The sequence below is a fragment of the Janthinobacterium darwini genome (genome assembly GCF_051380905.1).
In the GTDB taxonomy this organism is placed as follows: domain Bacteria; phylum Pseudomonadota; class Gammaproteobacteria; order Burkholderiales; family Burkholderiaceae_D; genus Janthinobacterium.
In genome coordinates this window covers 1-12725 of record NZ_JBNYXX010000008.1, presented here as the reverse complement: position 1 = coordinate 12725, position 12725 = coordinate 1, and the positions used below count along the sequence as shown (strand labels likewise).

Genomic DNA, 12725 nt, shown 5'->3' with positions numbered 1-12725 from the left:
CAGCGGGGCTTGAAACTCCGCCACTTCCCTCGCCGCCTTCTCCTTGCGTGTGCGGTGGAAAGGCGCCGTAAGGCATAAAAAAAACGGCACCCGAAGGTGCCGTTCTTGTCAGCTGACAGCGTAAATTACGCTTCGTCGCCGTGGTGTTGCTGGCTTTCGATATCTTGCAGCGCTTCGGCAGCTTCGCCAGCCATCGAGGCTTTCTCGGCCAGCAGCAGTGCTTGACGCTCTTCCACTTCCCACGCTTCTTTCTCTTTGCGTGCGCGGTGGAAGGCCAGGCCCGTACCGCCAGGAATCAGACGGCCGACGATGACGTTCTCTTTCAGGCCGCGCAGACCATCGCGCTTGCCCATGATCGCCGCTTCGGTCAGCACGCGGGTGGTTTCCTGGAACGATGCGGCCGAGATGAACGAATCGGTCGACAGCGATGCCTTGGTAATACCCAACAAGACGTTTTCGTAGGTCGCTGGAATCTTGTTCTCAACAGCCATGCGATCGTTCTCGTCCAGCAGTTCCGAACGCTCTACCTGCTCGCCAACGATGTAGTTGGTGTCGCCGGCATTGACGATCTGAACACGGCGCAGCATCTGACGCACGATCACTTCGATGTGCTTGTCATTGATCTTCACGCCTTGCAGACGGTACACGTCTTGCACTTCGTCAACGATGTAACGTGCCAGTGCTTCGATACCCAGCAGGCGCAGGATGTCTTGCGGATCGGCAGGGCCGTCCACGATCATCTCGCCCTTGTTCACGACTTGGCCGTCATGCACCAGCACTTGTTTGTCCTTGGTAATCAAGAACTCATGCTTGTTGCCGTCCATGTCCGTGATTTCCAGACGCTGCTTGCCCTTGGTTTCTTTACCGAACGCAACGGTACCCGTGACTTCCGCCAGCATACCGGCATCTTTCGGCGAGCGCGCTTCGAACAGTTCCGCAACGCGTGGCAGACCACCGGTAATATCGCGCGTTTTTTGCGATTCGGTAGGAATACGTGCCAGCACTTCACCAACCGATACCTGTTGACCGTCTTTCACCATAATCAGCGCGCCGACCTGGAAGCCGATCGCCACCGAGTGTTCGGTGCCGGCGATCTTGACTTCTTCGTTCGCGTCGTTGATCAGCTTGACTTGCGGACGCAACGTTTTCGTCAGCGAACCGCGACGTTTCGCATCGATCGCCACCAGGGTGGACAGACCGGTCACTTCGTCGACCTGACGGGCGACGGTGACGCCTTCTTCGACGTTCTCGAAACGCACTTGACCGGCGTATTCGGTAATGATCGGACGGGTCAGCGGATCCCACGTTGCCAGGGCCGTACCGGCCTTGATGACCATGCCGTCCTTGACGATCAGGGTCGCACCGTACGGTACTTTATGACGCTCACGCTCACGGCCATGGTCGTCGGTGATCAGCACTTCGCCGGAACGGGAAATGACGATTTGCGCGCCCTTGCCGTTCGTCACGTAACGCATGGTTGCCGTGAAGCGGATGGTACCGTTCGACTTGGCTTCCACCGACGATGCCACTGCTGCACGCGAAGCCGCACCACCAATGTGGAACGTACGCATGGTCAGCTGGGTACCCGGCTCACCAATCGACTGCGCTGCCACCACACCGACGGCTTCGCCGGCGTTAACCAGCATGCCGCGGCCCAGGTCGCGGCCATAGCACTTGGCGCACAGGCCGAAACGCGTGTCGCAAGTCAGTGGCGTGCGGACCTTGACTTCATCGATGGACAGACGCTCGATCTCTTCGACCATGTCTTCGTCCATCAGGGTGCCGGCTTCGTACAGCGTTTCCTGGGTTTCAGGATTGACGACGTCATGCACCACCACGCGGCCGAGGATACGGTCACGCAACGGTTCGATGACTTCACCACCTTCGACCAGTGCCTTCATGACGGCGCCGTTCATGGTGCCGCAATCGTCCTCGATCACCACCAGATCTTGCGTCACGTCAACCAGACGACGCGTCAGGTAACCGGAGTTAGCCGTTTTCAGCGCCGTATCGGCCAGACCTTTACGAGCGCCGTGGGTCGAAATGAAGTACTGCAAAACGTTCAGACCTTCGCGGAAGTTCGCGGTAATCGGCGTTTCGATAATCGAGCCGTCCGGTTTGGCCATCAGACCACGCATACCGGCCAACTGGCGAATCTGGGCTGCGGAACCGCGCGCGCCGGAGTCGGCCATCATGTAAATGGCGTTGAACGATTCTTGCGTCGACTTGGTGCCGTCGCGGCGGATCACGTCTTCGACTTTGAGCTGGTCCATCATGGCCTTGCCGACTTCATCCGAGGTTTTGCCCCAGATATCGACTACCTTGTTGTAACGCTCGCCGGCGGTCACGAGACCCGAGGCGTATTGCTGTTCGATCTGCTTGACTTCCGATTCGGCCGTCGCGATCAGGGTAACTTTTTGAGGCGGTACCAGCATGTCGTCGACGCAGATCGAGATACCGGCGCGTGTCGCCAGGCGGAAACCCGATTGCATCAGTTTGTCTGCGAACACCACCGTGGCGCGCAGGCCGCACTTGCGGAACGACGTGTTGATCAGCTTGGAAATTTCTTTCTTTTTCAGCGCGCGGTTCAGGACGGAGAACGGCAAGCCTTTAGGCAGAATTTCCGACAGGATCGCACGGCCGATCGTCGTTTCGTAGCGGGTAACCGTTTTCTCGAACTCGCCCGTTTCGGCGTTTTTCGGGTATTCGGTAATACGCACGGTAACGCGGGTCGTCAGTTCGACTTCCTTGTTGTCGTAGGCGCGGATCACTTCCGAAACGTCAGGGAACATCATCCCTTCGTTCTTCGCATTGATCGCTTCGCGGGTCGCGTAGTACAGACCCAGCACGATATCCTGCGACGGCACGATCGACGGTTCGCCGTTCGATGGGAACAGGATGTTGTTCGATGCCAGCATCAGGGTGCGTGCTTCCATCTGCGCTTCGATCGACAGAGGAACGTGGACCGCCATTTGGTCACCGTCAAAGTCGGCATTGAATGCCGCGCAGACGAGTGGGTGCAACTGGATGGCCTTGCCTTCAATCAGGACTGGCTCGAACGCCTGGATACCCAGACGATGCAGCGTAGGTGCGCGGTTCAACATGATCGGATGTTCGCGAATCACGTCTTCCAGGATGTCCCACACGACCGGCTCCTGGATCTCGACCAGCTTTTTCGCTGCCTTGATCGTGGTCGCCAGACCCATCAGTTCCAGTTTATTGAAAATGAATGGCTTGAACAGTTCCAGCGCCATCAGTTTCGGCAAGCCGCACTGATGCAGTTTCAATTGCGGGCCCACGACGATGACCGAACGACCGGAGTAATCGACGCGTTTGCCCAGCAAGTTTTGACGGAAACGGCCGCCCTTGCCTTTGATCATCTCTGCCAGCGATTTCAGCGGACGCTTGTTGGCGCCGGTCATCGCTTTGCCGCGACGGCCATTGTCCAGCAGCGAATCGACTGCTTCTTGCAGCATGCGCTTTTCGTTGCGCGTGATGATCTCTGGAGCGCGCAGCTCCATCAGGCGTTTCAGACGGTTGTTACGGTTGATGACGCGGCGATACAGATCGTTCAGATCCGAGGTCGCGAAACGGCCACCATCCAGCGGTACCAGCGGACGCAGTTCCGGCGGCAGCACTGGCAGCACTTCCATGATCATCCAGTCAGGCTTGATGCCCGAACGTTGGAACGCTTCCAGCACTTTCAGGCGCTTCGCGTATTTCTTGATCTTGGCTTCGGATTTCGATTCCTTCAGTTCCACGCGCAGGGTTTCGGCATCGCGGTGGATGTCGATCGAGCGCAGCAGTTCACGGATACCTTCGGCGCCCATGAAGGCGGTGAAGTCGTCGCCGTACTCTTCGTACTTGGCGGCGTAGTCGTCTTCCGACATGATCTGGCACTTCTTCAGCGGGGTCATGCCCGGATCGGTCACGACGTATGCTTCAAAGTACAGCACGCGTTCGATGTCCCGCAGGGTCATGTCCAGGACCATGCCCAGACGCGACGGCAGCGACTTCAGGAACCAGATGTGCGCGGTAGGCGAGGCCAGTTCGATGTGGCCCATGCGCTCGCGGCGCACCTTGGCCAGCGTGACTTCGACGCCGCACTTTTCGCAGATCACGCCGCGGTGTTTCAGGCGCTTGTACTTGCCGCACAGGCATTCGTAATCCTTGATCGGGCCAAAGATCTTGGCGCAGAACAGGCCATCGCGCTCAGGCTTGAAGGTACGGTAGTTGATGGTTTCCGGCTTCTTGACTTCGCCGTAGGACCACGAACGGATTTTCTCAGGCGAAGCGAGACCGATCTTGATTGCATCGAAGGTCTCGTTGGTCTGTACTTGCTTGAATAGATCGAGCAGTGCTTTCATGTATCACTCCAGAGGTGATTAAATTTCTATATTCCTGAGACTACATTGCCCGGCGTGGTTTCCCAGCCGGGCTTTGTGTTTCCCAAACCAAATGACAGGTGGCTGTCTTTTAGTTGCGTTCGAGGTCGATATCGATACCCAGCGAACGGATTTCCTTGACCAGCACGTTGAACGATTCCGGCATGCCGGCGTCGATCACGTGATCGCCCTTGACCAGGTTCTCGTACACTTTGGTACGGCCATTCACGTCATCGGACTTGACGGTCAACATCTCTTGCAAGACATACGACGCGCCATACGCTTCCAGTGCCCAGACTTCCATCTCACCGAAACGCTGACCACCGAACTGGGCTTTACCACCCAGCGGCTGTTGCGTCACCAGCGAGTAAGGACCGGTCGAACGTGCATGCATCTTGTCATCAACCAAGTGATGCAGTTTCAGCATGTGCATGACGCCGACAGTGACCTTGCGCTCGAATGCTTCACCGGTGCGACCGTCATACATGGTCACCTGGTTCTTCGACGGGGTCATGCCCAGGTTCTTGGCGATGTCGTCCGGATACGCCAGGTCCAGCATGCGGCGGATCTCTTCTTCGTTCGCGCCGTCAAACACTGGCGTGGCGAATGGCACACCTTTTTTCAGATTCTCGGCCAGTTTCATGATCTCTTCATCATCAAACTTGTCCAGATCTTCCGCGCGGCCATTCTCGTTGTAGATCGTCGTCAGGTACTTGCGCACTTGCTCGACCTTGGTTTGCGCCTTCAGCATTTCGCCGATGCGGATACCCAGACCCTTGGCAGCCCAGCCCAAGTGAGTCTCGAGAATCTGACCAACGTTCATCCGCGAAGGAACGCCCAGCGGGTTCAGCACAACGTCGGCTGGCGTGCCGTCGGCCATGTATGGCATATCTTCCACAGGAACAATACGGGAAACCACACCCTTGTTACCGTGGCGACCGGCCATCTTGTCGCCCGACTGCAGGCGGCGTTTCACGGCCAGGTACACCTTGACCATTTTTTGCACGCCTGGTTGCAGCTCATCGCCTTGCGTCAGTTTCTTGCGCTTCTCTTCGAAGGCCAGATCGAACTGGTGACGCTTCTCGTTGATCGATTCCTTGATCGCTTCCAGCGCTACCGCTGCATCGTCGTCCGCAGGGCGGATGTCGAACCAGTGGTATTTGTCCAGATCGGCCAGGTATTCCTTGGTGATCTTGGCGCCTTTGGCCAGCTTTTTAGGACCGCCGTTGACAACTTTGCCGATCAGCATTTTTTCCAGACGCTGGAAGGCATCGCCTTCAACGATACGCATCTGGTCGTTCAAATCCAGACGGAAACGTTTCAGTTCGTCATCGATAATTTGCTGGGCACGCTTGTCGCGCACGATGCCTTCACGGGTGAAGACCTGGACGTCGATCACGGTACCGATCATGCCCGAAGGCACGCGCAGCGAAGTATCTTTTACGTCCGACGCTTTTTCGCCGAAAATCGCGCGCAGCAGCTTCTCTTCCGGGGTCAGCTGGGTTTCGCCTTTAGGCGTCACTTTACCGACCAGGGTGTCGCCGGCTTGTACTTCAGCGCCGATGTAAACGATACCGGATTCATCCAGACGTGCCAGCTGATTTTCAGCCAGGTTCGAGATGTCGCGCGTAATTTCTTCCGCGCCCAGCTTCGTGTCACGGGCAACAACCGACAACTCTTCGATGTGAATCGAGGTGTAGCGGTCGTCCTTGACGACGTTTTCCGAGATCAGGATCGAATCTTCGAAGTTCAGACCATTCCATGGCATGAACGCCACGGTCATGTTCTGGCCCAGAGCCAATTCACCCAGGTCGGTCGATGCGCCGTCGGCGATCACGTCGCGCTTGGCAACACGGTCGCCCACCTGCACGATAGGACGCTGGTTGATGTTGGTGTTCTGGTTCGAACGGGTGTACTTGATCAGGTTGTAGATGTCGACGCCCACTTCACCAGCGGTAGCTTCGTCATCGTTGACGCGAATCACGACACGGCCCGCATCGATGTAATCGACGATACCGCCACGCAAGGCTTGCACGGTGGTGCCCGAGTCGACCGCAACGGTGCGTTCGATACCGGTACCGACCAGCGCTTTTTCAGGACGCAAGCAAGGCACAGCCTGGCGTTGCATGTTGGCGCCCATCAATGCACGGTTTGCATCATCGTGTTCGAGGAACGGAATCAGCGAGGCAGCGACGGAAACGATCTGGCCTGGCGCCACGTCCATGTACTGGATGCGCTCCGGGGATACCAGGATGGTTTCGCCGGCTTCACGGGCCGAGACCAGTTCATCGGACAGCGTACCTTCATCGCTGATGGTCGCATTCGCCTGAGCGATGATGTAGCGACCCTCTTCGATGGCGGACAGGTAGTCGATCTGATCGGTAATCTTGGAACCTTCGACCTTGCGGTACGGGGTTTCCAGGAAGCCGTATTCATTCAGGCGGGCATACAGAGCCAGCGAGTTGATCAGACCAATGTTCGGACCTTCCGGTGTCTCGATCGGGCAGACGCGGCCGTAGTGGGTCGGATGCACGTCGCGCACTTCAAAGCCAGCGCGTTCGCGTGTCAGACCGCCGGGTCCCAGAGCCGATACGCGGCGCTTGTGGGTAATTTCCGACAGAGGATTGGTTTGGTCCATGAACTGCGACAGCTGGGACGAACCGAAGAACTCGCGAATCGCAGCCGAAATCGGCTTCGAGTTGATCAGGTCGTGCGGCATCAGGTTGTCCGCTTCGGCTTGGCCGAGGCGTTCCTTGACGGCGCGCTCAACACGCACCAGGCCGGCGCGGAATTGATTCTCAGCCAGTTCGCCTACGCAACGTACGCGACGGTTACCCAGGTGATCGATATCGTCGACTTCGCCGCGACCATTGCGCAGTTCCACCAGGATCTTGATCACGGCCAGCACGTCTTCGTTCGACAGGGTCATGGCGCCGGTCAGTTCATCGCGGCCAATGCGGCGGTTGAACTTCATGCGGCCCACGGCCGACAGGTCGTAGCGGTCCGAGTTGTAGAACAGGCCATTGAACAGCGCTTCAACGGAGTCTTCCGTTGGCGGTTCGCCTGGACGCATCATGCGATAGATCGCCACTTTCGCAGCCATCTGGTCGGCGGTGTCGTCGATACGCAGGGTTTGCGAGATATAGGCGCCTTGATCCAGGTCGTTGGTGTACAACGTTTGGATTTCGCTGATGTTGGCATCGCGCAAGCGGCCCAACAGGTCTTCGGTCAGCTCATCGTTCGCGGAGGCGACGACTTCGCCGGTGTCGCCATCGACGATGTTCTTCGCCAATACGCGGCCCAGCAGGTAGTCTTCCGGTACGGAAATGTGCTTGATGCCGGCAGCTTCGATATCACGCACGTGCTTGGCGTTGATACGCTTGTCTTTCAGCACCAGGGTCTTGCCCGACTTGTCGACGATGTCAAAGCGCGCCACTTCGCCGCGCAGACGTTCGGCGACGAATTCCATTTCCGCGCCTTCGGAGCGCAGGTTGAAATTGTCGAAGACAAAGAAATTGGCCAGGATTTGCTCATGCGACATGCCGATGGCTTTGAGCAGGATCGTCACTGGCATCTTGCGGCGGCGGTCGACGCGGAAGAACAGGATGTCTTTCGGGTCGAACTCGAAGTCCAGCCACGAACCGCGGTAAGGAATGATACGCGCGGAGAACAGCAGTTTACCGGACGAGTGAGTCTTGCCGCGGTCGTGCTCGAAGAACACGCCAGGCGAACGGTGCAACTGGGAAACGATAACCCGCTCCGTGCCATTGATCACGAACGAACCGGTGGTCGTCATGAGCGGCAATTCGCCCATGTAGACTTCCTGTTCTTTCATTTCCTTGACGACAGGCTTGGTTGGCGATTCCTTGTCCAGAATCACCAGGCGCACTTTCGCGCGCAGCGGCGACGCGAACGTCAGGCCACGTTGTTGACATTCTTTGACGTCAAAGGCAGGATCGCCCAAAACGTACGACAAGAATTCGAGACGCGCAAAACCATTGTGCGAAACGATAGGGAAAATCGAAGTGAAAGCCGACTGCAGGCCATCATTCTTGCGGCCAGACGGTGCTATGTCCTCTTGCAAGAAGCTATGATAAGACTCGAGCTGGGTCGCCAGCAGGAACGGAACGTGGTGAACGTTGGCGCGCTTCGCGAATGATTTGCGAATGCGTTTCTTCTCAGTAAATGAGTAGTGCATGGACACTCCGTGAGTGACAGAAAGGATAGAAAATTCAGGTTTTGCAAGTGTTCGTTTGCACCGCTGCGTGTGACACAGACGAAACCTCAAGGCTCTGCTTTCCGGCTTGAATCGAATAAAAACTGCTGCTACAACTACATGACAAATACGATGCAGACGACAAAGGAGCCAAAGTCGGATTTCCCCCCTTGCGAGGGGAAACCTCAGACTTTGACTCGGGCGCTAACTGCCGCCGGTACAGATATTACTTGATCGAAGCGGTTGCGCCGGCTTCTACCAGTTTCTTCTGTGCTGCTTCAGCGTCAGCTTTCGACACTGCTTCTTTCACAGTTTTTGGTGCGCCATCGACCAGGTCTTTAGCTTCTTTCAAGCCCAGACCGGTGATTTCGCGAACTGCTTTAATGACGCCAACTTTGTTTGCGCCGAAGCTGTCCAGGATGACGTTGAATTCGGTTTGCTCTTCAGCAGCTGCTGCTGGGCCTGCTGCAGGACCGGCCGAAGCCATAGCTGCTGCGGACACGCCGAATTTTTCTTCGAATGCTTTAACCAGGTCGTTCAGGTCCATTACGGACATGGCGCTAACTGCTTCCAGGATATCGTCTTTGCTAATTGCCATTTTGAAACTCCTAAATTTATTACGTTAGTTACATCAGATTGGTACTGAGAGAAAAAAGCGCACGCAATTAAGCGGCTGCTGGGGCTTCTTCTGCTGCTGCTGCTTCTGCAGGAGCTTCGGCGCCTTCGCCTTTTTTCGCTGCCAGGGCAGCCAGACCACGTGCAAAGCCCGAAACCGGAGCCAGCATAACGCCCAACAACTGCGAAATGAGGACTTCACGGCTAGGAATGCTCGCCAACGCGGTGACAGCAGCTGTATCCAGCGGCTTGCCTGCGTAGTTACCTGCTTTGATGACCAGTTTGTCGTTGGTTTTAGCGAAGTCAGCGATGACTTTAGCTGCTGCAACGGCATCGGCCGAGATCGAGTAGATCAACGGGCCGGTCATGGCATCTGCCAGGCTGGCGAATGCGGTACCTTCAACGGAGCGACGAGCCAGAGTGTTTTTCAACACACGCAGGTACACGCCTTGGGCACGCGCTTTAGCACGCAGTTGCGTCAAGTGACCAACCTGGATGCCACGATATTCGGCCACGACGATCGTTTGCGCATTTGCTACTTGTGCGGAAACTTCGGCGACGACGGCCTTTTTGTCATTCAGATTGAGACTCACGGTCAACCTCCTTAAATGATGTTCGGCAATCACAACCGAGTGGTTGAGCGCCTTGCATCGGTTCGAACACGGCGTCCGAAGTCAAGAAGTACTAAACTGAGCGGATGGATTCACGCAGCATGAGGACTACAAAACTTGTTCGGGTACACCATCTGCGTTGGGCACTTGCCGTTGCCGGCAAGCCTATTAACCTTCTGCATGTGCGATCGCAGTCGGCCCAACGGTCTTTGATTGTCTGCCTGCCTGGTGCGAACACCGGGCAGACAGCCCAAAGATGCGCCCGCAGCGCCCGGAGGCGCCACAGGACTTGATTCTTTACTTAAGCTGCCAGGCTAGCCTGGTCAACACGGACGCCAGCGCCCATGGTCGACGACAGCGAAACTTTGCGCAGGTACACGCCTTTGCTCGATGCTGGCTTGGCTTTGTTCAGTGCGTCGATCAGTGCGACCAGATTCGATTTCAGATCTGCGTCAGCGAACGATTTACGGCCGATGGTAGCGTGGATGATACCGGATTTGTCGGTACGGTACTGAACTTGACCGGCTTTCGCGTTTTTCACGGCGGTAGCGACGTCAGGAGTAACAGTGCCAACTTTCGGGTTAGGCATCATGCCGCGTGGGCCCAGGATCTGACCCAGGGTACCAACGATACGCATGGTATCTGGCGAAGCGATAACGATATCGAAAGGCATGTCGCCGGCTTTGATACGCTCAGCCAGGTCTTCCATACCAACGATGTCGGCGCCAGCTGCTTTAGCAGCTTCTGCTTTTTCGCCCGACGCGAATACTGCAACGCGTACGGTTTTGCCGGTACCAGCTGGCAGCACGACGGAGCCGCGCACCACTTGGTCGGATTTCTTAGGATCAACACCCAGTTGTACCGATACGTCGATCGATTCATTGAACTTGGCCGTTGCGCACTCTTTGATCAGAGCGACAGCGTTGTCGAAAGCGTACACTTTGGTACGGTCGACTTTGGCTTTCAAAGCCTTGATACGTTTGGATAACTTAGCCATTATACAACACCTTCCACCGTGATACCAATCGAACGAGCGGAACCAGCGATGGTGCGTACAGCAGCATCCATGTCGGCAGCGGTCAGATCAGGGGTTTTCAATTTAGCGATTTCTTCAGCTTGTGCGCGGGTCAGCGTACCGACTTTGTCGGTATGTGGCTTCGGCGAACCTTTGGTGATCGCAGCAGCTTTTTTGATCAGGTAGGTTGCTGGAGGCGTCTTCATCACGAACGTGAAGGACTTGTCCGCAAACGCGGTGATCACGACTGGAATCGGCATGCCTGGCTCCAGACCTTGGGTCTGTGCATTGAAGGCCTTGCAGAATTCCATGATGTTCAGACCACGTTGACCCAGAGCTGGACCGATTGGTGGGGATGGGTTTGCTTTACCAGCTGGTACTTGCAGCTTGATAAAACCAATGATTTTCTTTGCCATGATGGCTCCTATCTTGGATTGAGTAGTAGCGCCCCGCCGATCCTACCCTGGCGGGGCTCCTCTGACCGGATTTCGCTGAGACTGCCGCGACGCTCCTGGTGGCGCTGATACAACTTAAACTTTTTCGACCTGGCCGAATTCGAGCTCCACCGGAGTAGCGCGGCCGAAGATGGTGACCGAGACGCGCACTTTGGATTTCTCGTAATTGACTTCTTCGACATTGCCGTTGAAATCGGTGAACGGACCATCCTTGATGCGTACCTGCTCGCCCACCTCGTACAAGGTTTTTGGACGGGGCTTTTCAACACCTTCTTGCATCTGCTTCATGATGCCGTCGATTTCGCGCGCGGAAATCGGCGTCGGCTTGTTCGACTTGCCACCGATAAAGCCGGTAACCTTGCTGGTGTTCTTGACCAAGTGCCAACTCTCGTCCGTCATTTCCATTTCAACCAGCACATAGCCAGGATAGAAACGACGTTCGGTGACGGACTTCACACCATTCTTGACTTCGACTACTTCTTCGATCGGCACCAGGATCTGGCCGAACTGGTCTTGCATGCCCGCGCGCTCGATGCGCTCGGTCAGTGCGCGCATGACGCTTTTTTCCATGCCGGAATAAGCATGCACGACATACCAGCGCTTGCTGCTCACTGGCACGCTCAGCGCTGCACCAGTATCCGCTACCGGAGCGTCGCCCGGAACGGACTCGTCCGCCGCTTCATCATGCACATTTTCGCTCATTATTTTTTCCAACCCAGAATTACGTCATACAACAAAAACTCGAGCAATTTATCCGTGCCCCACAGGAAAATCGCCATGACCAGCACAAAGGCAAACACGATCGCAGTAATCTGCGTGGCTTCTTTGCGGGTAGGCCAAACGACTTTCTTGGTTTCGCGCACAGCTTCTTTGGCGAAATTGAGAAATTCACGGCCGGTCGTCGAGATATACAAGAGTGCAACAGCAATAACCAAACCAGCCACAAGCGCGCTTGCACGCACCAGAGCTGGTTGGCCTGCCAGGTAATAAAACCCGACTACTCCTGCAATCGCAGCCACTATTGCCAGCGCGACTTTTATCTTGTCACTCGACGTGCTAACGGTTTGCACGGATTGATTTGACATTTTTCTACTTTCGGTGCCCTGCACCTTGACGGTGGCAGGGACGGAGGGCATCGAACCCCCAACCTTCGGTTTTGGAGACCGACGCTCTGCCAATTGAGCTACGTCCCTACGTAAAACTTTCGAGGAGTGCTATTCTACCACCCAGGACGCCCCGGGTGGAAGCATAACATTTCCTTATGCGAGGATTTTTGCAACCACGCCGGCGCCGACGGTACGACCGCCTTCACGGATAGCGAAGCGCAGACCTTCTTCCATCGCGATCGGGTTGATCAGCTTGACGGTGATCGACACGTTATCGCCTGGCATAACCATTTCTTTGTCTGCTGGCAACTCGATCGAACCA

General features: G+C 56.2%; 9 protein-coding genes and 1 tRNA gene. All 10 read right to left on the bottom strand.

Going from position 1 to position 12725, the window contains the following annotated elements:
* Positions 1-125: 125 nt before the first annotated feature.
* Positions 126-4367 carry a DNA-directed RNA polymerase subunit beta' gene (gene rpoC, locus ACQ4WZ_RS26640; RefSeq protein ID WP_101483555.1) on the bottom strand — a complete coding sequence of 1414 codons (4242 nt, stop codon included), beginning with the start codon at positions 4365-4367 and terminating at the stop codon, positions 126-128.
* Positions 4368-4476: 109 nt separating this feature from the next.
* Entirely contained in the window at positions 4477-8583 is a 4107-nt protein-coding gene (rpoB, locus tag ACQ4WZ_RS26635; protein WP_101483554.1) for a DNA-directed RNA polymerase subunit beta, read from the bottom strand.
* A gap of 244 nt (positions 8584-8827) precedes the next feature.
* Positions 8828-9199, bottom strand: a complete 372-nt coding sequence (rplL, locus tag ACQ4WZ_RS26630) for a 50S ribosomal protein L7/L12 (RefSeq protein ID WP_010394320.1) — start codon at positions 9197-9199, stop codon at positions 8828-8830.
* A gap of 67 nt (positions 9200-9266) precedes the next feature.
* Positions 9267-9809, bottom strand: coding sequence for a 50S ribosomal protein L10 (gene rplJ / locus ACQ4WZ_RS26625; protein WP_436574869.1), 543 nt, complete (start codon positions 9807-9809; stop codon positions 9267-9269).
* Between the two features lie 319 nt (positions 9810-10128).
* Positions 10129-10824 (bottom strand): 50S ribosomal protein L1, encoded by a 696-nt coding sequence (rplA, locus tag ACQ4WZ_RS26620; protein WP_100875274.1) that lies wholly within the window; start codon positions 10822-10824, stop codon positions 10129-10131.
* On the bottom strand, positions 10824-11258 hold the full coding sequence (gene rplK, locus ACQ4WZ_RS26615) for a 50S ribosomal protein L11 (RefSeq protein WP_034753131.1): 435 nt from the start codon (positions 11256-11258) through the stop codon (positions 10824-10826). Before rplK ends, rplA begins: the two co-directional genes overlap by 1 nt.
* Positions 11259-11372: 114 nt before the next feature.
* Positions 11373-11999, bottom strand: coding sequence for a transcription termination/antitermination protein NusG (nusG, locus tag ACQ4WZ_RS26610; protein ID WP_034753130.1), 627 nt, complete (start codon positions 11997-11999; stop codon positions 11373-11375).
* Positions 11999-12382: a preprotein translocase subunit SecE gene (secE, locus tag ACQ4WZ_RS26605; RefSeq protein ID WP_035823944.1), complete on the bottom strand. Its 384-nt coding sequence runs from the start codon at positions 12380-12382 to the stop codon at positions 11999-12001. The genes nusG and secE overlap by 1 nt, the downstream gene beginning before the upstream one ends.
* Before the next feature lie 32 nt (positions 12383-12414).
* Positions 12415-12490, bottom strand: a tRNA-Trp gene (locus ACQ4WZ_RS26600).
* Between the two features lie 66 nt (positions 12491-12556).
* On the bottom strand, positions 12557-12725 hold a 169-nt coding region (locus ACQ4WZ_RS26595), incomplete at its 5' end, for an EF-Tu C-terminal domain-related protein (RefSeq protein WP_495542715.1).